At 59.3% G+C, this 22,564-nt stretch carries 19 protein-coding genes and 1 pseudogene; 12 read left to right on the top strand and 8 right to left on the bottom strand.

What is annotated here, in order from left to right; translation table 11 throughout:
- The first annotated feature begins 163 nt into the window (after positions 1-163).
- On the top strand, positions 164-2,950 hold the full coding sequence (locus AC3IR3_RS10235) for a serine/threonine-protein kinase (protein WP_489196774.1): 2,787 nt from the start codon (positions 164-166) through the stop codon (positions 2,948-2,950).
- Between the two features lie 141 nt (positions 2,951-3,091).
- Here the strand turns inward: AC3IR3_RS10235 and AC3IR3_RS10240 are convergent, their stop codons facing one another.
- Complete coding sequence (locus tag AC3IR3_RS10240) at positions 3,092-3,976, bottom strand: LysR family transcriptional regulator (protein ID WP_489196775.1); 885 nt, start codon at positions 3,974-3,976, stop codon at positions 3,092-3,094.
- Positions 3,977-4,166: 190 nt separating this feature from the next.
- On the opposite strand from AC3IR3_RS10240, the gene AC3IR3_RS10245 reads away from it, so the two are divergent.
- The 4 genes from AC3IR3_RS10245 to AC3IR3_RS10260 all read left to right on the top strand — a co-directional run bounded on the left by AC3IR3_RS10245 (position 4,167) and on the right by AC3IR3_RS10260 (position 6,917).
- The gene (locus AC3IR3_RS10245; RefSeq protein WP_489196776.1) at positions 4,167-4,820 is read left to right on the top strand and encodes a hydrolase; all 654 of its coding nucleotides are present in this window, start codon (positions 4,167-4,169) and stop codon (positions 4,818-4,820) included.
- Between the two features lie 160 nt (positions 4,821-4,980).
- Positions 4,981-5,727 carry a GntR family transcriptional regulator gene (locus AC3IR3_RS10250; protein ID WP_489196777.1) on the top strand — a complete coding sequence of 249 codons (747 nt, stop codon included), beginning with the start codon at positions 4,981-4,983 and terminating at the stop codon, positions 5,725-5,727.
- A 9-nt stretch (positions 5,728-5,736) separates the two neighbouring features.
- Positions 5,737-6,600, top strand: coding sequence for a sulfite exporter TauE/SafE family protein (locus AC3IR3_RS10255; RefSeq protein ID WP_489196778.1), 864 nt, complete (start codon positions 5,737-5,739; stop codon positions 6,598-6,600).
- A gap of 128 nt (positions 6,601-6,728) precedes the next feature.
- Positions 6,729-6,917, top strand: coding sequence for a DUF1634 domain-containing protein (locus AC3IR3_RS10260; RefSeq protein ID WP_489196779.1), 189 nt, complete (start codon positions 6,729-6,731; stop codon positions 6,915-6,917).
- Between the two features lie 1,472 nt (positions 6,918-8,389).
- Here the strand turns inward: AC3IR3_RS10260 and AC3IR3_RS10265 are convergent.
- Positions 8,390-11,053 (bottom strand): beta-glucosidase, encoded by a 2,664-nt coding sequence (locus AC3IR3_RS10265; RefSeq protein WP_489196780.1) that lies wholly within the window; start codon positions 11,051-11,053, stop codon positions 8,390-8,392.
- Positions 11,054-11,418: 365 nt separating this feature from the next.
- Here AC3IR3_RS10265 and AC3IR3_RS10270 point away from each other — a divergent pair.
- A pseudogene (locus tag AC3IR3_RS10270) lies at positions 11,419-11,808 on the top strand (CocE/NonD family hydrolase C-terminal non-catalytic domain-containing protein); the annotation flags it as partial.
- A gap of 437 nt (positions 11,809-12,245) precedes the next feature.
- Here AC3IR3_RS10270 and AC3IR3_RS10275 read toward each other — a convergent pair.
- Positions 12,246-12,500 (bottom strand): hypothetical protein, encoded by a 255-nt coding sequence (locus tag AC3IR3_RS10275; RefSeq protein WP_489196781.1) that lies wholly within the window; start codon positions 12,498-12,500, stop codon positions 12,246-12,248.
- 1,128 nt (positions 12,501-13,628) lie between these two features.
- A complete protein-coding gene (locus AC3IR3_RS10280; protein ID WP_489196782.1) occupies positions 13,629-14,702 on the bottom strand; it encodes an AraC family transcriptional regulator in 1,074 nt (357 codons plus the stop codon).
- 210 nt (positions 14,703-14,912) lie between these two features.
- Here AC3IR3_RS10280 and AC3IR3_RS10285 point away from each other — a divergent pair, with 210 nt between their 5' ends.
- The 6 genes from AC3IR3_RS10285 (at position 14,913) to AC3IR3_RS10310 (ending at position 18,774) form a co-directional block, all read left to right on the top strand.
- On the top strand, positions 14,913-15,716 hold the full coding sequence (locus tag AC3IR3_RS10285) for an SDR family NAD(P)-dependent oxidoreductase (RefSeq protein ID WP_489196783.1): 804 nt from the start codon (positions 14,913-14,915) through the stop codon (positions 15,714-15,716).
- Between the two features lie 59 nt (positions 15,717-15,775).
- On the top strand, positions 15,776-16,096 hold the full coding sequence (locus AC3IR3_RS10290; protein WP_489196784.1) for a YciI family protein: 321 nt from the start codon (positions 15,776-15,778) through the stop codon (positions 16,094-16,096).
- Between the two features lie 191 nt (positions 16,097-16,287).
- Positions 16,288-16,590, top strand: a complete 303-nt coding sequence (locus tag AC3IR3_RS10295) for a hypothetical protein (RefSeq protein WP_489196785.1) — start codon at positions 16,288-16,290, stop codon at positions 16,588-16,590.
- A gap of 111 nt (positions 16,591-16,701) precedes the next feature.
- Positions 16,702-17,385, top strand: a complete 684-nt coding sequence (locus AC3IR3_RS10300) for a type 1 glutamine amidotransferase domain-containing protein (RefSeq protein ID WP_489196786.1) — start codon at positions 16,702-16,704, stop codon at positions 17,383-17,385.
- 442 nt (positions 17,386-17,827) lie between these two features.
- Positions 17,828-18,112 (top strand): winged helix-turn-helix transcriptional regulator, encoded by a 285-nt coding sequence (locus AC3IR3_RS10305; RefSeq protein ID WP_489196787.1) that lies wholly within the window; start codon positions 17,828-17,830, stop codon positions 18,110-18,112.
- A gap of 134 nt (positions 18,113-18,246) precedes the next feature.
- Positions 18,247-18,774 (top strand): hypothetical protein, encoded by a 528-nt coding sequence (locus AC3IR3_RS10310; protein ID WP_489196788.1) that lies wholly within the window; start codon positions 18,247-18,249, stop codon positions 18,772-18,774.
- 574 nt (positions 18,775-19,348) lie between these two features.
- Here AC3IR3_RS10310 and AC3IR3_RS10315 read toward each other — a convergent pair.
- The 4 genes from AC3IR3_RS10315 to AC3IR3_RS10330 all read right to left on the bottom strand — a co-directional run bounded on the left by AC3IR3_RS10315 (position 19,349) and on the right by AC3IR3_RS10330 (position 22,537).
- Complete coding sequence (locus AC3IR3_RS10315) at positions 19,349-19,783, bottom strand: hypothetical protein (protein ID WP_489196789.1); 435 nt, start codon at positions 19,781-19,783, stop codon at positions 19,349-19,351.
- Between the two features lie 550 nt (positions 19,784-20,333).
- Positions 20,334-20,810, bottom strand: a complete 477-nt coding sequence (locus AC3IR3_RS10320; protein ID WP_489196790.1) for a DUF4019 domain-containing protein — start codon at positions 20,808-20,810, stop codon at positions 20,334-20,336.
- 99 nt (positions 20,811-20,909) lie between these two features.
- Complete coding sequence (locus AC3IR3_RS10325; RefSeq protein WP_489196791.1) at positions 20,910-21,356, bottom strand: protease inhibitor I42 family protein; 447 nt, start codon at positions 21,354-21,356, stop codon at positions 20,910-20,912.
- A 341-nt stretch (positions 21,357-21,697) separates the two neighbouring features.
- Positions 21,698-22,537: an outer membrane protein assembly factor BamE gene (locus tag AC3IR3_RS10330; RefSeq protein WP_489196792.1), complete on the bottom strand. Its 840-nt coding sequence runs from the start codon at positions 22,535-22,537 to the stop codon at positions 21,698-21,700.
- Positions 22,538-22,564 lie beyond the last annotated feature (27 nt).

Raw genomic sequence — 22,564 nt, forward strand, 5'->3', positions numbered from 1 at the left:
AATTTCGCGACGGCTCATCGTTGTGGATTTCGTGGTCGCGGAGGAGGTGCTGTTGGTCGTTTTCGGCTACCGGGTTGAGTGATCTGGTGGGTCGCTGGGGCAACGACGATTAGGCTTTATACTCTCCCTGCGCGGCGGTGAGTCCCGTCGCTGGGGGAGGGGGATGAACGAGGACCGTCGACGACTCTACGTGCGCGCCAAGCCGATTGCGCTGGCGGCTCTCGATGTCGCCCCCGCGCATCGCGATACTTACCTGGCGGTGCATTGTGGCGACGATGTTGCCCTCCGTGCCGAGGCGAACTGGATCATCGATGCAGCGGAATCCGCGGAGCCGACCCGGTCCGGGGCGCTTCCGGACAGCTTGCGCGGCGACGCGGACGCCATCATGCCGGCGGGCTACCGGCTCGTGCGTCCGCTGGGCGAGGGCGGCATGGGCGTGGTCTATCTGGCCGAACGCACGCTCGATGCAGGAACGCCAGGCGAAGTTCGTCAGATGGTGGCTCTCAAGCTCCTGCATTTCACCCAGAGCTTTGGCGAGGATGCGCGTGGGCGATTCTTCGAGGAGCGGCGGATTCTCGCTACCCTCAATCATCCGAACATCGCCCATCTGATCGACGGTGGACGAATGGCTGATGGCTCGCCCTTCCTTGCCATGGAATTCGTCGATGGGGAGCGCATCGATACCTGGTGCGATCGTTCTGGCCGATCGCTGGATCAGCGCATCGATGTTTTCCTCAAGGTTTGCGATGCCGTCCAGTACGCTCATGACCGCCTGGTGATCCATCGGGACATCAAGCCCGCGAACATCCTGATCGCGGCCGATGGCGAGCCCAAGCTCCTGGATTTTGGCATTGCCCGTCTCGTCGCTCAGGCTGGCAGCGAGACGGTTGCACTCACCCTGCCGGCGCAGCGAGCGCTGACGATGGCGTACGCAAGTCCGGAGCAGGTTCGCGGCCAGCCGTTGAGTGTCGCGGCGGATGTCTGGTCCCTCGGTGTCGTCCTGTATCAACTGGTGTGTGGAAAGCGGCCGTTCGCGGTCGACGACGCCATGTCGTTGCTTGACCTGTCGAACGCCATCGTCGCGGCACGTATTGTTCCCCCCTCGCGGCGTGGGTCGACGTTGCCCGAGGATGTCGATGCCATCGTGATGAAAGCGCTGCGCGGCGAGCCAGGCGAGCGCTACGCGAACGTCGCGGAGCTGGCCCGGGACCTGCGTCGATTCCGCGACAAGCTTCCCGTGGCGGCCAGACAGGGGCGTCGCTGGTATCGCTTTCGTCTGTTCGTGCGCAGGCACCGTATGGCGCTGGCCGCAGCGATGCTTGTCGGCGGCATGATCGCGGCCTTCGTCGTCGGTCTGTGGGCGCAGTTGCAGCGCGTGCAGGCCGAGCGAGACAAGACGCGGGCCATCGCCAGCTTCATGGGCGAGCTTTTCGAGAACGCCGATCCCACGCATACGCGTGGCGAGCAGATCACCGTGCGTGAGGTGCTCGATCGCAGTGCGGCCCGGGTCGCCGCACAAGCCGACATGCCAGCCGATATCAAGGCGGCACTGCTGCTGTCGATCGGGCGGAGCTATAACGCGCTGGATCAGGGCGGAAAGGCGATCCCCATCCTGCGACGCGCCGATGAGCTGTTCGCGGCGGCGCACGGCGATGCGCTCGATCGCGGACGTGTACTGGCCGCACTCGGTATCGCTTACGGTTTGCAGACCGACCAGCGTGCGGCGATCGATGCCGATACACGTGCCATGGCGCTGCTTTCCTCCACCGAGGCGCGGAACTCCGGGGAATGGCTGACGCTCAGGATCCATGTCCTGCGTCAGCATGCGAGCGCCAACGATCTTCCGTCCGCCGAGATCACGGCGGAACTGCGCAAGCTGGCCGCCGAATTGGACGCTCGCCGGCCGGCACTGCCCGCGATTCAGGTGCAGGTCCTGACGACGCTCGCGCTGTCGCTCAGCCAGGCGGGGCAGGACACGGATGCGATGGCTGCCGCGGGTAAGGCGTTGGCGCTGGCGCAGCGTCTGTACGTGAGCGATGACCCTGCCTTGCTTTCCGCCCGTTTCAACCAGGCGCTGGTCACGGCGACTACCGACCCGGAATCCGCGGTGCGGCTTTATGCCGGCATGATCGCCGACCGGGAGCGGATGCTGGGTGCGACGGGCGCCGGCATGTCGACCCTTCACGGCTACATGGGCAATGCGCAGTCGTCGCTTGGGCGACATGGCGATGCAATGGCCACCCTGACGAAGGCCTACTCGCTTTCGTTGGCCGAATCCGAGCAGCGTCCGGACTTTCAGAACGCGATTCTGGTCGCACTGGCCAACGAGTATCTGGAACTGGGGCGTGATGCCGACGCTGTCGCCACCTTGCAGCCGCACATGCCCGGGTTTGCCGAACGGGCAGCGTCCCATTCGCCGTGGGCTGTCAGCAATCAGGCCGAAGCGCTTGGCATTCTTGCGGTCACCGCCATGCATGCCGGCGACCTCAGTCTGGCGCAGCACGATTACGCGCGGATTCGATCCGCCGAGGCGGATCAGCAGGGTGGATTGCCGGAGGGTTGGGTGCTGAGCCGCGACAACGAAGGTGTGTTGCAGGTACTTCAGCATCGCTATGCCGACGCCCGGCGAACGCTGGACAGGCTGGATGCGTCCAACCGGAAAAATGCGATAAAGACCGATGCCGACGCTGCCTTGAACGCACGTCTGCTCGAGGTTCGCCTGCTGACCGCGGAAGGTCATGGCGCAAAGGCGGAAGGGATAGCAGCGAAAGCGATGGCCGATGCCGGAAAACGCCGCGATGGATGCGCGCTTCTCCTGCGCGACTTGCACGACGCCTGGGAGCGCGCGGCGGCGACAAGCGGTCATACCGTTCCCTCGATGGATTGTGGCGTGGCGGTCGGATCGCCGTCGCGCGTGGCGACCGACCGTCCCCGCAAGGCGCGAGAATGAGCGATCCGCCGCAGGCGGCGTTACGAAGTCGCTCGACTACGCCTTCCGTGAACTCTACGGGGCGCTGCACGCGCTGGTGGATCAGGCGACCGCGCCTGGCAATAGCCATCGGCAGCCACGTGCGCGCTTGTTCGGAGACGGTCATTCGCCAGGTGTTGGCCCCTGTTCGAAACACTCGATTAGCAGCTCTGTGAGTACGCGGACCTTGCGTGCGGGGTGCTGGCCGGGTGGACGGACGACATAGATGCCCGCCGAAGGCGGCGGGTAGCGCGTCATCACCGGGACCAGCGCTCCGGATGCGAGGTGCTCTTGCGTGAGACCATCCGGCAGCCAGGCGATACCGAGCCCAGCGACGGCCGCGGCGACGAGCGCGCTGCCGTTGTCTGCCTTGAAGCGTCCCTGCGGGCGCACCGTGACGATTTCGCCGCCATCCAGGAACTGCCAAGCCTCGGTGCCCTGCATGAGGGCCGCGTGGGCAAGCAGGTCGTCCGGCGTTTCAGGTGAGCCGTGCGCATTGATGTAATCCGGACTGGCGACCAGCTTTCCGTAGATCGGTCCGACGCAGCGGGCGACCAGATTGGAATCCGGCAGGTAACCCACGCGGATCGCGCAATCGAATCCCTCGCCGATGAGATCGACGAAGCGATCACTGTAGGCAGTATGGATGTGCAGCTGCGGGTGGCGCCGCGCCATTTCCGCAAACACGGGCGCGAAGTGGGTCGGGCCAAACGAAAGCGGCACGGCAACGCGTAGACGACCGCGTAGATCACCCTCGGGCAGGATCGTCTCGCGGGCTATGTCGATTTCCGCGCAGGCCCTGGCGGCGTGATCCCGGAACGTGCCGCCGGCTTCCGTGAGCGCCGCGCCGCGCGTGGTGCGTGCAAGCAACTGGATACCCAACTCTTCCTCGAGCCGGCCAAGCCGTCGGCTGACGATCGACTTGGAGACGCCGAGTCGGCGCGCGGCGAGCGACACCCCGCCGGCATCGGCGACCTCAACGAACGTCCGCAGTTCTTCGATATCCAACGTTGCGTTCCCGGTTTTTCGCTTCAGCCTGACACAAAGTCGTGCACTACGGCGTTCCAGTTCGCGCGACACAGTTGAGCAGGAAACACCGCTACCGCATCGTGTGGAGGAGTGACAAGGTTTGTCGCGGAGACACCGTGCCCGTTGGGTCGTGTCTCCCCGCACACCCCTTTCACTACAGGATGCAATCATGACTTTCCGTAACGGCCTTGCGTCGCTCCTCCGACCCGAAGACTCCGTCCTCGTCCTGATCGACCACCAGCCGTATCAGCTCGCCAACCTCAACAGCCACGATCCACAGATGGTGGTGAACAACTCGACCGCACTGGCGAAGGCTGCCAGGGCCTTCGGCGTACCCACCATTCTGACCAGCGTCGTCGCCGACCGCGGCGGCCTCATCTTTCCCCAGATCACCGATGTGTTTCCCGGTCAGGAGGTGATCGACCGGACCTTCATCAATACCTGGGAAGACCGAAAGGTGGTGGACGCGGTCAAGGCAACGGGTCGGCAGCAGCTGATCATCGCCGGTCTCTGGACCGAAATCTGCGTGGCCATGCCGGTGATCGAGGCGCTCGGCGAGGGCTGGGACGTCACGGTCATCACCGATGCCTGCGGTGCCGTGTCGGTCGAGGCACACCAGGTTGCCATCCAGCGCATGATCGCTGCCGGCGCGAACATGATGACCTGGGTGGCGCTGGCCGCCGAGTGGCAGCGCGACTGGGCCCGCACCGAGCACGCTGTCGAGCTGACCGAAGTGTTCAAGCAACATGCTGCGGGTAGCGGTATCGCGTACCTGTGGGAACAGCAGTTGCTCAACACGCCGGTACCACGCAACGTTGGCTGAGCCGGGCGGGGATGGCGTGATTCAGGATGCGCCGCGGTCAAGCAGCTGCATATTTTCATCACGCATTGAGATGAGCTGCCAACAGCGAGTGCGGCTCCCCTTAGGAGGAGGGAAGGGATCTCGCTAGACATCATGATGTCGTGATGTCATGATGTCTGGCATGAAAGGACAAACATCCACCTCGATGCCGCTTTACGCGCAGGTTGAAGCGGATATCTCCGAAGAGATTTCCAATGGCTTGCTCTCCGCGGGCAGTCAATTGCCAACGGAAGATGACCTGATTCGACGATTTTCGGTCAGCCGGACAACCATCCGTAAGGCAATCCAAAACCTTTCCGATCGCGGGCTTGTCGAAATCCGGCGAGGAACGGGCACGTTTATTGCGCAGCCCAAAATCACTCAGGAGCTGACGGAGCTGACGGGCTTTGTCGAGGACATGGATGTCTTGGGTTACATCGCGACCGCCCGCGTCATTGACCAGGCGATAGTCAATGCCGATGAAAACATCGCTACGCATCTCGCTTTAGCCGTGGGGACTCGCGTCATGCGCATACGGCGTGTACGCCTCGCCAGTGGCGTCGCACTGTCTTTGGATGAAACTTACCTGCCACTTGAGATCGGAGAGAAAATTATCTCGCATGATCTCGAGGCTGAGCCAATATTCAAACTATTGGAGCAACGCTACAACATTCCTCTCATCGAGGCAGACTACAAGCTCGAATCAGCCTCTGCCAGCAAGGACATCGCCGCCGCGTTGGCCGTGGAAATGGGTAGCCCCATCTTTCTGATCGAACGCACGTCCTATACCAGCGAAGGCAAACCTGTCGATTACGAGAAGCTGCACTATCGCGGCGACCTTATCCGTTTCCGAACCCGTTTGGCGCGCCGTAAGCTGATAGGGGCCTGAGAAGAAATCATGCACGCCGGATTCACTATATGGCTCTTTGCGGTATCGGTCGGCGCAAGCATCGTAGGGGGCTCACTGGGAATGGCCGGCGGCATCTTTATAGTTCCGGTGCTAACCATATTTGGTGGCCTGGACATTCACGTCGCCGTTGCTGCCAGCATTGTGTCGGTCATCGCATGCTCTTGTGGTAGTGCCGCATCATTTCTGACGAACGGCCTTACGAACGTACGCCTAGCCATCACGCTGGAAGTTGCGACCACTCTGGGTGCCCTGACAGGTGTATTCCTGGTTGGCGTCTTGTCAGCCTCATTTTTGTGCGCTCTATTCGCCGCAGTCTTGCTGGTTTCTGCGTGGCAAATGCTCAGTCGACGGCGCGAGCTGTCAACTGATACCGATCAAACTCAGTCCATCGACTGGGCGAGCAGCTTGCGGCTCCATTCGAGTTACCCAGACCAAATTCTCGGTCGTCGCGTGTTCTATCGAGTTTGCCGATTGCATGTGGGTCTCGCACTGATGTACGGGGCAGGACTGATCTCCGCATTGCTTGGCATCGGTAGTGGAGTTCTAAAGATTCCGGCAATGGACACGGCGATGCGGTTGCCGATTAAAGTGTCCTCCGCCACGTCCAACTTCATGATCGGCGTGACCGCGGCTGCAAGCGGTGTCGCGTACTTCTTTCGCGGCGATATCGACCCGGCGATCGCTGGTCCCGTAGCGCTTGGTTCCGTACTGGGGGCATTGTTCGGTGCCCGGCTTCTCTTACTTATATCTGGCGAAAGGCTCCGCTTATTCTTTGTTGTAGTGCTGATCGCGCTAGCAGCTCAAATGCTTATGTCCTCCTTCAACATACATTTGGCAGCACCTGCGGCATGAGGAAAGGGGACGCATGGAGTGGTGGTCTGGAGCGCCTTTTGGCAAGCGCGCTCAGTGCCGGCACCTGGCTAGGTTCGACCGCGATCGCCATAGGACTGATCCTTCGGCGCACTGATTGGTGGCATGGCATGTCCACTATCACTTGTACGCGAATCGTTACCGCGGGCATCGGTGTTTTTATCTTTCTACCAGTTGTTCGCGTCGCACTGATGGCCGCCACTTTTGCGCGAAAACGAGATTTTGTTTTCTTGACTGCGGCAACGATTGTTCTCTCTGTCATGGCGCTGGCCGTGCTACTTGGGATGCGCACTGTTTAGCCGTCCAAGCCTTGATGAAGCTGCTTACTTGATTTTCTTGAATGACCTGGGTGACGACGCGGAGCGCATGAGGCATCGGACGTGGGCGCGCCAGACTGTTGCGATGGAGCATCGAGAACCCGTGAAGTTTCTGATTGGCGACAAGACTGATCGTGCGCTTAGCAGTACGCTTGTGCATAAGATGTTTCTCTGCACGAATAGTTTTGACCTGTTCGCCGAGCTAGCGGCCCTGAACATCACGTACTTGACCATGTAGCCAATCGGATTATGGGCTATCTCGATCTTCGTACTTCCGTGCGGCCACCAACTGCACACATAGGTGAGGGTGATGAAGGTCTGAAGCTTGGCGGCTTCGGTGACGGTCCGGCGCAGCCTCGACACGGAAGCACCGGCCGTCAGGGCTAGACAGCTTGCCGCGACGAAGAATGAATCCGTCCCAGGCATCATCGAGGGCACCCAGGTCACCCATGCGTCGAAGCCTAAGCAACCTGACCACCGACCACGGAACCCGGTTTCGGCCGGCGTCCCAGTGGCGGACGGTGCGGACGCAAACGCCCAGATACGCCGCCGCCGTCTTGCGACTCAGCAGGCACGAAAGGCGCAGATCGCGGAAGCCCTCGGCACTGATCAGCCAAGGGCGGGGCCGGGAAGCACGGCGAGGACGACCCTTGGTCGGATCATCCGTTATTTCGCATAATGTATATTATGTCAAATCGTAGGTGGCGTCGGAAATTGGCAATCTGACGTCAATCCTGTCGGTGTCCCCTTAAATATGTCGCTATACCCTTAAATCCGACGTGTTCCCTTAAACATGTCGTTTGATCAACGCATCTTGCGAACAATCAGAGAGTTATCTAGCGAGCGTTGATCTCACGCTAGCAACCCACACAGGGCATTCGTCCCCGTAATGGAGTCGCTCCCCGACAACACGTCGTTTGCGTACCGGACAGATCTCTATAACAGCGTTCGGAGGTCGACAAAATCGTTCCCAACTTTGGCTACCGCGGACCGGCTCTTTCATGAGGCCACATCCCACCGGAGCTACCTCATGCGACGCGTCCCTCCGATACAACACTCCGTAAACCCGTTAGTCCGATTCGGTCAGATGTTAGCGGCTAGGCGAGAAGGTGCCCACGACGACCTGCCTGGTCGGTGTGCTGAGCTTTGGTTGGTTTGGGGAGCTCGGTACACCGTAGTGGCGCCTGCGCACAGCATGAAGAGGTCCACCGTCATCTTGACTACCGGCGGGCGCTGGGGCGAGGCGTGGATTACACCTCATATTGCGAGTCGCCGGATCCAGCCAGAAATAATGCCTGTCGCGATCCGCGGCACAGCCACCCGACAATCTGAAAGCCGCTACAACTCACTGAGCGGCAAAGCAGTGGGTTGGCAGTTCGGCCAAATTGGCGCGGCGAAGTCACTCATCGTCAAGCATGGTGGACGGCGAGGATGCCGTCCACCATGCTTGACGATTATCGGCGGTGATCGCCTAGGTTCACTACTGCCGGCAAGCTATCTTTGACCGACAACGTATAGCTGCGCGGAAGCAACATTCGCTCTGTATCCGCGATGGCATTGGATGCACCGCCGACGGATACGGTGTATACCCCGCGATCCACGCGCCACTGAGTGATGGAGGTGTCGTACCAGGCAAAGGCACGTGCATTGAGCGGTACTGTCACTTCCCTGCTCTCCCCCGGCTTAAGCGACACCCGGGCAAACCCTTTCAGCTCCTTGAGTGGCCGGGGCACGGCCGGCGAATTCTCGCCCACGTAGACCTGAGCCACTTCGGCGCCTTCGCGGGAGCCGGTGTTGGTTACCTGGAAACGCACTCGTGCCACGACCTGCTGATCGTCAAGATAAGGAATGTTTCCCACGGTGACGTGGACATCGCTGTAGCGGAACGTCGTATATGACAGACCGTAGCCGAATGCGAACTCTGGGGTAGTGCCCTTGGCCTCAAAGCCACGGTAGCCGTTGAGCAGGCCCTCGGTATACACGATGTCCGTGCTGTCGAGGCTGTTCTGCGGCTGCGGATAGTTCGCGAACGTCGGATTGTCGGTTTCGTACTTCTCGATGGTGATCGGCAGCTTGCCCGAGGGGTTGACCTTGCCGAAGAGAATATCGGCCAATGCCTCACCACCCATCTCGCCTGGGTACCAGGCATAGAGCAACGCGGCGACCTTATCCACCCACGGGCGCATGCTCACCCCTCCGCCCGCATGCATGACCACGGTAGTATGCGAATTGGCAGCCGCTACATTCGCGATCAACTCGTCCTGGGCTTCGGGAAGCGTGAACGGACGGTCGAATCCCTCGCCTTCGTACTCCGAGCCGAGGCCAGCCACGACCACTACCGCGTCGTAGCTGGCTAGGTCCGTGGTGGGCACCAGCGATGCCCAGCTGAATTGCACGCCTTGCAGACCGCCCAACGCGCCGAAGTAGTTTGGCTTGCGCTCGTACTGGATGGTCACGTCGTAGACCTGGCCGGCGGTGAGCGAGATCACGCCGGACGTCGGTAAGGTCGGCGGAATAGACGGCGTGATCGTGGTGCCTGCTCCGTTGTTGATGATTTCCTGCCCGTTCACCTGCAAGCGTACGGCGCCGTCGGCGCGAATCTTAAACACGTGATCGCCGCTTACGGTCGGCCGGATCCGGCCCGACCACACGGCCGCATCCGGAAAATCGCTACCGAACGGCGAGCTGCCGTTGTTCCAGTTGAGATTGAGAAGCGCGTCGTCGCGCGTCACTGTGTTTCCTCTCAAACTGTAGGCGCCGGTGAAACCTGAAACGCTCGGAGTGAGGCCCGGATCCAGCGACATGCGATCAATGTAATCCACGGTCGAGCCGGCGGGTGCGTTGGCTTTGATTCCGTTGATATCGGTAACGTACTCGTTGGCATTGATGTTGGCGCTGCCGAACCCCGCGGGTGGCGCACCTACCGCGCGCTGACCGATCACGGCGATGCGTAACGGCCGGACACCGGAAAGCGGCAGATTGCCGTTATCGTTCTTGAGCAACACGGTGCCCTGCTGAGCCACCTGTAGCGCCACCGCTTCGCTCTTCTGCCGATCCTCGACCGTCTGCGTGTTCTCGGTGGATGTGCTCCCCTCGTTGAATCCAAAAAGGATTATTTGTCTTACAATGCGGAGCACCTTGTCGTTGATCACCGATAGCGAAATGGTGCCCGCCTCGACCAGGGAGCGCAGGTTGCTTTCATTCATCTGGTTGCCCGCGGGCATGTCGATATCGACACCAGCCAATGCGGCCTTCGGCCCGTCGATGATCGCGTTGTAATCCGACTCGATGAAGCCGCGATAGCCCCACTGCTGCTTTACAATTTCGGTACTGAGATGCTTGCTCTCGCACGCCTGATCGCTGTTGAGGCGGTTGAACGCGCACATGATGTTGGCGGGCTTGCTCACCTTTACCGCGGATTCAAATGGCACAAGGTAGAGTTCACGGAGCGTGCGCTCGTCCACTTGCACGTTGATCTTCAGACGGTTCTCTTCTTCGTCGTTGGCCACGATGTGCTTCAGGGTGGCCCAAACGCCCTGCTGCTGGATGCCATCGATCACCTGCGGTGCGAGTACCGCACCAAGATAGGGATCCTCGCCCGACATGTATTCGAACGCGCGCCCGGCAAACGGTGTGCGATACATGTTGACACCAGGCCCGAGGATGTTCTGGAAGCCCAGTTGGCGCGTATCGCGTCCGAGCGACGAGCCGAACCGCCATGCGAGGCCTTTGTCCCAGGTGGAAGCCAAAGCCTGTCCCGCCGGATAGCTGACGCCAGCGGGACTGGAGAGCCTCACCCCTAGCGATGCATCGGTGGCGTAGATCTGTGGAAGATTGAAGCGCAATAGCGGCTTGATGTCCCAGGCCCCAGTGCCGCCGATGTAGTCGAGTTTCTCGGCAAGTGTCATGCGCTGAACAATCTGTGCGGCCAGATAATCGGCGGCCCAATCGCGCAAAAAGTCGGGTGCATGCCCCTTCGCTACCTGAGATGCGTGTTGCACCCGCTGGATCGCGGCACCCCGCCCTTGCGCTCCAGCGGCGACCTGCGCGTGGACCAGGTCGGCGACGCTGCAAGTAAGTGCCGCAGCGACAGCTATGGCAAGAATGATACGTTTCATGCAGCGCCTCTTCGATTCGCAGAAGAGGATTCCCCACAACGGTGCGACAAACCCAGATCGCCCTATCGCACTCGTAGGATGATCCTCCGATTTTCATGAATGTTCTGCGAACCCGTTGTTATCTTGTGCGACGCACAAAAAATGGCGTGTCCTGGGATGATACCCAGGCTACTCAAGTAGCCTTGCAACTGCATTTTCATTGCGCAATATCTCTCCTGAACTACCAAGAATGCGAAGACATTGAGGGCCCGCCGAGAATCATTAAAAAAGCGCATTTGGCGATCTAACATACCGATCATTCCAACGATTTCTAAATCACGTCGGCTCACTACGGTGGCTCATCGCGTCCGGTCGGTTGCAACCTCGTCTACCCGCCAACGTTCGCAGAGCAGCCAGAACTGGCCGGATACCGGTTGCCGATCAGTCTCGATATCTTCCGCGGACGCTACCGCCAGAGTGTCGAGCACCCGACCGCGATACCGGCAGACGAGGTGCAAGAATATCGGTTCCGATTGCCGACAGTGAACTACACCATCAAGCCGGGTCACCGGATCATGGTGCAGGTGCAGTCCTCATTGTTTCCGCTATACGACCGCAATCCGCAAACATTCGTGCCCAACATCTTCTTCGCAAAAGCCGCGGACTATCGAGTCGCAACCATCAGCATCGAACATGGCCAGGCAGGTGCGAGTGCCGTGCTGCTGCCGGTCGTACCTGCGTCGACGGCGTTGATGCGATCAGGGGAAGGCGAATAGTCCTAGCGGGGTAACCAACGCAAATGCTAGTGACTGCTGCTTTCGGCTCGGGTAATGCAAGTGGTAGCCAGAGACTGCCAGGTACCAATCTTGAAGCTCGCGCACAAGGTGTCCCTCTTCGATGTGGGGTCCGCCAACAGGGGCCCCGGCTCGATAACGATTGCGATTCTCTTGACCGGATCCATCGCTTTTCCCCAAAGGCCTCTACCATACCCTGTCGATGAAAACAGTTATGAACCGGCTTTCCGTACGAAAGTGCTCTGTACCCCGAGGGCTGAGGGGAACGATCTGCCCCTCATCGTGGCGCACGAACTGTCCCACGTAGATGAGTGCCAGAAATAGAGGGCCGATTTCATGGCCATCCAGACAATTGATTCACGTCGATTTACGAGCGCTGGCCGGCGTGGATGGGCGGCCTTACGGACAGCTGCGCCCGGTCAATCGTCCAGCACATCCTGCGGCTGACGATCCAACCATCCGTTAGGACGCTGCATGGCCCACTCGATCTCCCTTGCCAGCGCGTCGGAGATCGGATCCCCTTCCATCAGGGCTTGGAGTTGCGGCCCCGTCATGGTGGCGAGAATCTCCGCCTGCGCGGCCCAAGATTGGATCCCCTCACCTTCCAGTGTCTGGATCAGGTGGCGCAGGTTGGCCCGACGACGGGTTTGAAGGGAAAGGTCTGATGTGCTCATTCGGACAGTTCAAAGGATCAATTGGCCAATTTTGCGCCAAACACAAGCCGCTGAGTGCAACGCCGTTCGCGTCGCACATGAAACGGGCGGACCCCCTCGACGGCAGCGGTGTCGAGCTGACCGTCACCGCTATCGCGACGGCCATGATATCTAGGCGCAACGACGCCCACCCCGCCCAAGCCTGCCCCTACTCCAGCGCAGACGACACGAGGTCGAACAACTATTCGACCAAGGGCAATGTGAATCCTTATACAGGCCGCGCAGGGACGAAGAACCCGTACGGAGACTGACAACGTGCGTCATTACCGGCCTTCTGGATGCCTGTAGCGAGCCCGTCCGCATTTCCTGTGCCACCGTAGCCCACCTTCGCGGTGGGCTTTTCTTTGCTCTGTCCGTAACCCGTGCGAACAACCGGCGATCCGCACCGTGCTCAGCCGCGCCGCCCGGGCGGCCGTGAAGCGCGGCGTACGCCGGGGCGCTGTTGCGCCTAGCGGAGTTGACCCACCCAGAGGCTGCGTTGGTAATCCTCTCAGCAAGATCGCATGGGGAGATCGGACGGTTGCCCAACAACGCCGTGCTGCTCCAGGAGCCCTTCGACCGGGCTGAGTTGTTGGCCGCGATCATGAGGGCCTCGGATCTACGCCGGCCTCCTCCCTAGCATCCCTTGCCAGCTGCACTGCAACTGTGGCGTTTTCAAGCCCGGGCCAACATCGTCGTGGATTCGCCTCCGCCCCTGCGTCGAGACAGTCCGTCACCTACGGTAGAGACCGAGATCGACGCAACGGTCAGGTCAGGAAGACCGAAGTAACCTGAGTGCCCGATCGAGCGCCCCGCGAGTTCCGGGACAGCCAGTGCATAGCCAACTCTAGCCGAACAAATAAGCTGTCTATTGGGAAAAAAAGCAGCGGCGATGTTGCCGCCGTCCATTAAAGCCAAACAGTTTCAGTCCGCCTGGTGGTTTGAAGGCGAGGTTCGCGCTGACACCTGGAACGCATCGCCGCGCCCGATGCGGCCGATCACGAGGGCGAGGGGAGGTGACGATGCTACTTATCGAGGATATGCGCTTCGACGCCTAAGATGCCAGGCCGATAGCGAACTCGTGGCGACAGCAATTGTCGCTCGCCTGCGTCACGCCATCCGCTCACGAACTCGTTCTCTTGAGTCAAACCTAACACTGTTAGGCGTTTTCCCGGTCCACCCCTGGAACGCGCGAGCAAAGGAGTTGGGATCACTGAATCCGAGCAAGAATGAGATCTCGGCGCCAGACATCGATGTCTTTTGAAGATAGTGAAGCGCGAGCGAGCATCGAACAGCGTCGAGTGTCTTCTGATAAGTCGTTCCTTCGTCCCGCAGTCGGCGCTGCAAGCTCCGCGTGCTCACACCCAACTTCCGACCTACAGCGTGCATCGCTACTTCGCCAGCGGGGAGCGCCTCCAATAGAGTGCTGCGCACGCGCTCCACCATGGATGCAGATTTTTCCAGGTCCTGAAGCCGCTGCCGGAGTGTCGGCTCGAAGAACAACCACATCCGATGGTTTTCGGTGAGGAACGACCGATCGGCGTCGATTGCCGCGAACGACACTGTTGCGACAGGACCGTCCTTGACTGGTACACCGAAGTAGGCTGCGTATGCTGAGCGCATGTCGGAACTCATCGTCGAAGACGGCCATGCGACATATATCGGGACGATCGGGTGGCGCGTCGCCATTCGCGCCAATGCAACGAAGAAGACGATCTTGAAGGCGAGAAAAACCGCCGAAGGTGGCTCAGCAAGTGACGGGAATTCAAGGCGCACCTCGAGACGCTCGGACAAGCGACTCAGCTTGATCTCCAGGGGGGCTATGAGCTTTACGTAGATGGAAAGACGATCCAGAGCACTCGAAAGATTTCTGCTGCACAGAGCGGCAAAGAGTTCGGGTTCAAACCAATCCGACGACATGACATTAGCCAGCGCAAGCGGCGCAGGCGTCGACGGACTGACATACAGCGCTTCCTGCCCAATCGCTTCCCAGAGACGAAAAAACATGGCCGGATCTAGACGAACGTTCTCGTGGGCAAACAGGTCGGCCGGAAGGTTTGCGCGGCTCAATAACCTCGGTGTGGTCAAGCCGGCGTCTTGAATGAGCAGCCTCCAGCCTGGCCAAATTGAATAGCCGGGCAAAGGATTTCGCTCAGAAATGGCTTTCGGCTTAGGCGTCGTCATGCGGCGATGTTATCCCGCTGACGGCATGTCCGCACCAGCGAAAGGCGCCTATTGGAACGGTGCAACTGGCGCGATTGGCTGGTTCGGTGGCGGAGTTTGCGAGTGCGACCGGACGACCCGTGGCGCAAAGTGCCCTCACGCTCAGGTGTCCCGCCAAATGCCTAATCGCCCGAGCCTCCCTAATTGCCCGAACCTAGCAAGAGAACTCTCATGAAAAAGACCGTCCTTATCACTGGAGCAAGCTCAGGCTTTGGCCTGACGCTTGCGAACGCACTGCATGATCGCGGATATACGGTAATAGGAACCAGTCGGGAACCGGAGAGGCACGCCACGAAAGTGCCTTTCAAGCTGCTCCGGCTGGACGTAAGCAACGACCAGTCGGTTGCAGCGTTCGCGGAAGAGCTGTTCAAGCACGTCGCAAGGCTGGATATCCTCGTAAACAACGCGGGCTATATGGTGACCGGAATTGCGGAAGAAACCAGCGTTAGGCTCGGCCGAGAGCAGTTCGAAACGAACTTCTGGGGCACCGTAAAGGTAACTAACGCGCTACTTCCCAAGTTCCGAGCCCAAAAATCTGGGCAGATCATTACGGTGAGCTCGATCGTCGGACTTATCGGTCCACCGAACCTCTCGTACTACACGGCGTCAAAGCACGCGGTGGAAGGCTATTTCAAGTCGCTCCGCTTCGAGTTGGACGCTTTCAATGTCAAGGTCAGCATGGTTGAGCCGGTCTGGTTCAAGACGAATATCGGCCACAACGCAGTGGCGGCCAGCGGCCAACGCATCGCAGATTACGACGGTTATCGTCAGAAGGTTGATGCAGCAACGAAGAAAGGGCTTGACGCCGCGGAAGACCCGGCACGGGTCGTCGAGGCCATCGTGCGACTGACCGAAGCGAGGGATCCGCGCTTTAGCAATCCGGTGGGGAAGATGACCGGCATGATTCTCTTCCTACAGACCTATGCCCCCAAGATGTTCGAATCATCGATCTTGAAGAGCGTCCAAACCGCCTGACCGAGCTCGTTCTCTGGAGACGCGGCCGTCTTGTCCGATCTCAACTGGAAACACCCGTCATGAAGTACTACCTATGCAAATTCATTCCCCCTCGACCGGACTTCCTCGCCACCTTATCAGCGGATGAGCAACGATGGATGAAGGAGCACGGCGAATTTCTCAATGCGATGATGGAGACGGGCGCCATCATTGCCCATGGTCCGGTACTTGATGCGCAAGGAGGCTACGGCGTGTCGTTGTATCAGCTTGGTGACGACGAGGATGTCACCGCGCTCACTGCGCAGGATCCGATCATCCAGCATGGTGTGGGGCGATACGAGCATTTTGTGATGCCACACCTGGCTGCGGCCTCGCCCATGTCTTCGAGGGTGAGGAAGTAGATCGAGTTCTACGCCTTCGCGGTGGGGCGGCCGAGTTGCTCGGATAAGGCAATCAACTTGCGTCCGAAGAGCCTCGCTACTCCAAAGGAACCGGATTAGCGGTCTTCGCCTATCAGGCTAATACGACAGCCCCGGTCGCAGGTTGACTACGCCGGCAATTGCCGGCATGTGTGCTTTGCTGGAGTATCCAAATGGAAATTGAGTACAAACCGACCTTGCGGTTCGACGCCGTCGAGACTCGACTGATCAACGCCGCTGCGGGAAAGGCCGAACTTCGGTCTGCCGAATGGATGCGAAAGCTCATCTTAGATAACGCGCCGAAGCTGACGCTCGCCGATCCGCTGGCAGTCAGAGTGGCTGGTTTCGATGAAAGATTCGGATGGACCCTTATTCATTACAGTGATGCTCTTACGCATGCCGAGACTATGCGGGGCAGCGAGGTCGGAACAATCGCGGCATACATGAAAAGCTACCCGACGCACACGTACCCGTAGTGAATCAGGGCGCGTGATGTTTGTTCTGCGCTTCAGAACCCCGAAGTCCCATATGCGCGCGCGCTCCACCTGTGTGAATATGGCGGCCATTCGCCAGGCCAGGAGTCCGATATGATCAAGCGTATCCTCCACGTCGTCACCAACGTGTCCCACTATGACGACCCGCAACATCTGACCGGCCTGTGGCTATCCGAGCTGACACACGCGTACCACATATTTGCTGAAAAGGGGTTTGAGCAGCAGCTGGTAAGTCCTCGCGGTGGCATCTCGCCGCTGGAACCGAGGTCCCTGAAATGGCCTATGGCCGATCGATCCGTAAAGCAGTGGCTGGCCGACCCTCAAAGTCAGGCGCTATTGAAGACCACGGCCCGGCCGGAGGACATCAACCCCGCAGACTTCGACGCCATCTACTTTACTGGCGGGCACGGCGTCATGTGGGACTTTCCAGATAACGCTGAGCTACAGCGGATTACTCGTGATATCTACGAGCATGACGGTGTGGTGTCGTCGGTATGCCATGGATACTGTGGGTTGCTCAACACGCGATTGTCAGATGGCAATTTACTGGTGGCCGGCCGCCGGCTGACCGGATACGCCTGGACCGAAGAAGTGCTGGCTGGCGTCGCAAAAGATGTGCCCTACAACGCCGAACAGGCAATGAAAGACCGCGGCGCTCTCTACGAAAAAGCCTTGTTGCCCTTCGTCTCAAACGTGGTGGTCGACGGGCGGGTCGTCACGGGTCAAAACCCGGGATCGGCCAAGGCAACCGCAAAGCAGGTCGCAGCGCTGCTTTAATTCCTTAGACCCGTTCTGGTACCCGCGCGTACTGCTGAAGGCGGTAGCCGTTTGCGCCCTTAACTACGTCGCGAAACGTCGATCAGGCGGTCAATGACGTCGCAAACATGCAAATGATCGACGCTCTTCGCGACAGGCTTACCTGATTTCGCGTGCAATTTTAGAGGGTTGTAGAAGAAAAACTGTTCGCGACATCGTTAAGGACATCCCGACATGGTTGGTGTCGTTGTCGTTACCTGCTGATTGGTGTCGTCTTAGGGCTTGTTCATGTCGCACGGGTCATTGAGGTCGCGGATTCAATTAGTTCGGCGAAAACTCTTGCCGCCTCGGTCGGCCACCGCTGGTCATGCATGAGCCAAGGAACGACGAAAAATCACCCCCAGCGCCGGCGGATTGCGCGCGCGTAGGTGAAGTCCTTAGCAAGGTCGGCGACAAATGGACGATGCAGGTGGTCGTCAAGCTACGCGATGGCCCGTGTCGCTTCAATGAGCTGAAGCGCAGCATCAAAGGCATTTCCCAGCAGATGCTCACGCGAACACTTAGAACACTCGAGCGCGACGGAATGGTCACGCGTACCGTTTTCCCCACTAACCCACCGCAGGTCGAGTACGCGTTGACCAAACTGGGGCGCTCATTATCGGTGCCCGTGCGCCAATTAGCGCAATGGGTCATGTCACAGCTCGAAACCATCGATAGGAATCGCGCCCACTACGATGGTGCTAGCTAACTTCTGTCGTTCGTGCGAAGTGTGTAAGCTCCATCAGGCTTGCAGTTCGTCTGGTTCGCGAAGCCGCCGTTCTCGGCCATGACCAGAACGTGGATAGACACGCCCAACTAGGTATACCTGCACAAGGGCTAGTGATGACGACAAGAACCGTGCGCTTTGTCATTTGGGTCGCGGCGCTCAGCGTTGCCGCGACAGATAGCGCCGCTGCGCAGTCACTCGACGCGCCGCTGCTCGACCGCCTGGTGGGTAGATGGGTCTTGCGCGGTACGATCGCCGGTAAGCCGGTCGTCCACGATGTCGTCGCACAATGGGCGCTGGGACATCAGTACATCCAGATCCACGAGACATCTCGTCCAAGCTCGGTCGCGGCCTCACACGCATATGATGCCATCGTCTACATCGGTTGGAATCCGGATCTCCAGAAGTACTCCTGCCTATGGCTGGACTCGACGGGTGGCAACGGACTTGTCGCAACCGCTTTCGGCCATGCCCCGTCTGATCCTGCGCAACTTCGTTTTACCTGGCGCGATGGGGACGGCGAACCGACACTGACCAACACCTTTGACTACGATCGCGCGAGCAACACATGGCGCTGGACGATAGACAATATCGACAAGGGCAAGCACCGCCTCTTCGCCAACGTACAACTCACCCGCAAGTAGCGATACTGTTGAATCCCGGAACGACATATCGTCGTACTGCTACAGTGTTCGTGGTGAGTGGATGCCGACGGCGCGGCGCCTGTGGTCATCGATCGCGCGCCTGACCGACGCGCGCACCGGTGCGGGTGCCAGCCGTTTGCGGCGGTAATAGCGTCACGAACTGACGTTTGGACACTTAATCACGTCGCAAACGGACAAATTGTCAGCGCTGTTCACGACACGATTAGCTTAATTCGCTAGGAATTTCATTGATTTAGCGCGAGTGAGTCGTTCGCGACATCATTAAGGGTATCCCGACAACAGCGCTTTTACTTTGCCCGAGGCAGGCTTTGTCCCCTTAAGGCGTCGCTTCCGTCCGCTTGATCGCTTTAACGAGTCGTTCCCGAACGCCGTTGACGCCCCCGCTCTTGTCACGAAAAATCTAAGTTATTGCAGCGGCTTCGTATTTTTACGAAACGACATCTTTAAGGGGGGCCGACAAATCCAGTTTATGGGGAGTCGACACGTGCATCGCTCTTCATGGAGGACGGATTTCACCCTCTGGCGTTCGTCAGCTCTGCTCAGTCCAACGAAGCTAAGCGCCGTGACTAATCGTTAGCGAAACTCCGTTCATCGCTCGAATTACTGCGCAGACAATCTGCCAGGCCTCATCGAAGCTACCTGCAACGATGCCTCCACCGTAGGCAGACTGGCGATCTAACTTCCAGTGCTCGATATCGAACTCATCCCGACTCTCACTGACGCTTGCGGGAAAGCCCACACCTAGACTCGCGTGACTTCCATCTTTGTTGAATCGGAGCTCCAGCAAACGAATGCTCTCGACGGGCTCCGCGGGCGGCGTGAATGCAACAAGAGTGATCTTGGATCCGACGAAATCCGCGAGTGCGGGACGTACTTGATTCTCGATGGTTTCAATGAATATGTGATCGTAGTCATGCACCCACGTGACGCCGTTGTCTTCAACGAGAGATGGCGGCTGTGCGGGGAGGCGGCTTTGGTCATTGGGCATGAGAAGGATCCTTCGCTTATTGATTGATAGGCAGCCAGAAAACCGTCCGACAAGCGCCGCGTGGGGCGCAAGGAGTCCACCACCGATATCAGAAAGGCGCTTTTTTGATAGGTACCCTCTTTGAGGAGATCGATGCGATGGACCGATGCCCCCTTAGCCATGAATCGCACGGTGAGTGCCGCGCCCTTCCCCGCCGCCATAAACTCAATGGGTGTCACGACGGATTCACAGCGCCGCTACCGCTTTCCGCTGGCGCTTCGTAGAACGCGTTACAGCTGCAAAACATGCTGAGCGACATCAGTATTTGGAAAGTCGGATTGCATCGCTTAGCGAAACATCTCGACGATGCTCATACTCGCGATACCGATATAGGCCGCAGCCAGCACAATCGCAACGATGACAACCGCCACCGGTAGCTTCATTCTCGGGGAATGGATCGAGAGGAGACGCGTAGCTGACGAAATCGTCAGCTACGCGTCTCAAACCCGTCCATGGATTCACCACTTGGCAGTCCTGTCGCACATCGCTCCATGACGGTGAAACTGTCAGCTCAACGCACGGTATAGCCGGCGACACGCCAGGTGCGATCGGCATCGTAGTGAAACGACACCATCTCACGCACTGGCTGCTTCACGCTGGCGAATTGGGTGGAGAACACCACATTGAAATACTGGCCCGAAGGAATCGACTTGCCATCCGATTGCAAACGGCCAACCGCGCTGGCGGTTCGCGCCTTCACCGCACCGAGCTTGGTGCGATCCGCCGCAACCTTTTTCACAAAGACGTCTTTCTTCACGACGTCCTTGGCGACGATGGAAGCGCCGTCCCAGACATCGCCGATCTTGTCCTGATCGACCAGTTGGGCGACCTGCAAGGCCGCCTGCGCCATTTGCTGATTCTGCTGAGCGAGCTGCGCCTGTTGCTCGGGCGTCAATGCCGGCTGAGCAGCCGGATTGGCCGACTGCTGTGCATAGGTCATGGTGCTGGCAACCAGCAACAGAGCCGAAAGAAGTAATTTGGTACGCATGGCACGTCCTCCGCGATAAGCGATAAGCATCAGAGTTCCAACAAGGCCGCACAGATGGCATCCGGCCAAACGACGGATGTGGTGCATAAGGTCCCCTACCTAACGCGCGTCTTCTTTGGCGCGCACCACTACGTGATAGAAAATTACGGTGCCAGGCGCGTCAAAATCTTTCGAGAACCACTGCCGGTACTCAAAGCGCAGCGTCTGTTGCACCGATGAAGTTTTCGCGCCGGTTGCCACAAAGGTCCAGGTGCGCGTCCCGGGCTTACCGATCGCTGTTCCTTCTTCGACGTGATCCACCGGCTTACCCTTCGGCTTGAGCACGCCGCCCGACACCTCGGTCATGCCCCACGACATGCCGGTGCTTGGATTCTCCGGCAACTGCACGATGAAGGTCTGCCCCGGATCCAGCGTAATTTCCTTGCGATTGTCCGCATCTGTCACCGTCACCGGTTTCGATGTACTGGCCGCGTAAGTTGCGCCGCTCAGCTGAAATACCGCTATCGCCAGCCACACGCCGGCACCCTGCATGATCCGCGTATTCATGATCACTCCCGAGTGACTTGCTTTCGGGGCATCCGCTGTACGCCGCCCCTCCTCATCGATCAACATCGGCCGTGATCGGCACCGTGAATCACCTTGCCTACCAGAAGATTGGCAGTCCGTGTGGAACGACACGAGAGGTTGGAGTATGTCGCCACGGTGCCGATCACGGCCGATGTTGATTCGTTACTGCGCAGCTTCTGATCGATCGTTCGAGAACAAGTCGGTCCTGAACGGTGCCGTGAGTCACCAGGGGCACCAGGGGGGGCGGGAAGCCCGTGTTGAACGGCACGGCAGAAGGCGTGTCCTCCCACGGCACCGATCAGGACCGACTCGCATAACACTTATGGCCTGGCGACACCCGAAAGCTCCACACGCCGGTTCGGCGCCAGACATTCGATCAATTCGGCGCGACGCTTGAACTGATGGCACTCCGCCACCGGGTCGGCCTTGCCGCGACCCTCGGCCTGAATCGCCTCGGCGGGAATACCATGGCTCACCAGATAGTCGCGCACCGTTCCGGCGCGACGCTCCGACAACGCCAGGTTGTAGCTGTCCTTGCCGATGCGATCGGTATAGCCCACCACGTGCAAGTTCTGCACTTTGCTTGCCGAGCGCAGCTGATCCAGCACGCCATCAATCTTTTCGCGTCCCAAGGGCTTCAACTCGGCGCGATCGAAATCGAACAGCGCATCGGTCGACAACCGCAACGGTTCCTTGAGTGGCCTCGGCTGCTCGATCACCGCCATCGGTTTGTCGTGCTTCAAAAACTCCTTGCACGACTCAGGCGACCAATAGGTGCTCTGCGCAAGCTTGTGCTCATCGAACAGCACCTTGTATTCGCAGCTCACTACCTTGCCTTCCTTGCGAAAGTTCAACAGGTAATCCCACTCGCGCACGCCCAGTACACCTTCGTTGAAATGCGGTGGCCCCAGCAGATTCTGGATCTGCGCCTTGCTCACGCCCGGCTCGATCTTGCGCAGGTTTTCCACGTTCGGAAAGGTGCCGCCCTTCGGCCGCGCATCCTTTATATCGGGAAACACCAGCGACTCTGCCTTGCTGCCGTCCTTCGCCACGTTCTTGCTGACGGTGGAGGTTCCGCAGCCGGCCAGCGCCACCAGCGTCATGCTCAGGGCCGCCGCGACTATCCCTTTCGTTGCTGCTTTCATCAGGAACGTACTCATGATTTAAACCCCCATTTGAAGAGTGTG

The sequence above is a fragment of the Luteibacter sp. GL_149 genome, assembly GCF_057834065.1.

Coding starts and splice junctions, on each gene's coding strand:
- AC3IR3_RS10235 (WP_489196774.1), top strand. CDS start 164: ATGAACGAGGACCGTCGACGACTCTACGTGCGCGCCAAGCCGATTGCG.
- AC3IR3_RS10245 (WP_489196776.1), top strand. CDS start 4,167: ATGACTTTCCGTAACGGCCTTGCGTCGCTCCTCCGACCCGAAGACTCC.
- AC3IR3_RS10250 (WP_489196777.1), top strand. CDS start 4,981: ATGAAAGGACAAACATCCACCTCGATGCCGCTTTACGCGCAGGTTGAA.
- AC3IR3_RS10255 (WP_489196778.1), top strand. CDS start 5,737: ATGCACGCCGGATTCACTATATGGCTCTTTGCGGTATCGGTCGGCGCA.
- AC3IR3_RS10260 (WP_489196779.1), top strand. CDS start 6,729: ATGTCCACTATCACTTGTACGCGAATCGTTACCGCGGGCATCGGTGTT.
- AC3IR3_RS10265 (WP_489196780.1), bottom strand. CDS start 11,053: ATGAAACGTATCATTCTTGCCATAGCTGTCGCTGCGGCACTTACTTGC.
- AC3IR3_RS10275 (WP_489196781.1), bottom strand. CDS start 12,500: ATGAGCACATCAGACCTTTCCCTTCAAACCCGTCGTCGGGCCAACCTG.
- AC3IR3_RS10280 (WP_489196782.1), bottom strand. CDS start 14,702: ATGACGACGCCTAAGCCGAAAGCCATTTCTGAGCGAAATCCTTTGCCC.
- AC3IR3_RS10285 (WP_489196783.1), top strand. CDS start 14,913: ATGAAAAAGACCGTCCTTATCACTGGAGCAAGCTCAGGCTTTGGCCTG.
- AC3IR3_RS10290 (WP_489196784.1), top strand. CDS start 15,776: ATGAAGTACTACCTATGCAAATTCATTCCCCCTCGACCGGACTTCCTC.
- AC3IR3_RS10295 (WP_489196785.1), top strand. CDS start 16,288: ATGGAAATTGAGTACAAACCGACCTTGCGGTTCGACGCCGTCGAGACT.
- AC3IR3_RS10300 (WP_489196786.1), top strand. CDS start 16,702: ATGATCAAGCGTATCCTCCACGTCGTCACCAACGTGTCCCACTATGAC.
- AC3IR3_RS10305 (WP_489196787.1), top strand. CDS start 17,828: ATGCAGGTGGTCGTCAAGCTACGCGATGGCCCGTGTCGCTTCAATGAG.
- AC3IR3_RS10310 (WP_489196788.1), top strand. CDS start 18,247: ATGACGACAAGAACCGTGCGCTTTGTCATTTGGGTCGCGGCGCTCAGC.
- AC3IR3_RS10315 (WP_489196789.1), bottom strand. CDS start 19,783: ATGCCCAATGACCAAAGCCGCCTCCCCGCACAGCCGCCATCTCTCGTT.
- AC3IR3_RS10320 (WP_489196790.1), bottom strand. CDS start 20,810: ATGCGTACCAAATTACTTCTTTCGGCTCTGTTGCTGGTTGCCAGCACC.
- AC3IR3_RS10325 (WP_489196791.1), bottom strand. CDS start 21,356: ATGAATACGCGGATCATGCAGGGTGCCGGCGTGTGGCTGGCGATAGCG.
- AC3IR3_RS10330 (WP_489196792.1), bottom strand. CDS start 22,537: ATGAGTACGTTCCTGATGAAAGCAGCAACGAAAGGGATAGTCGCGGCG.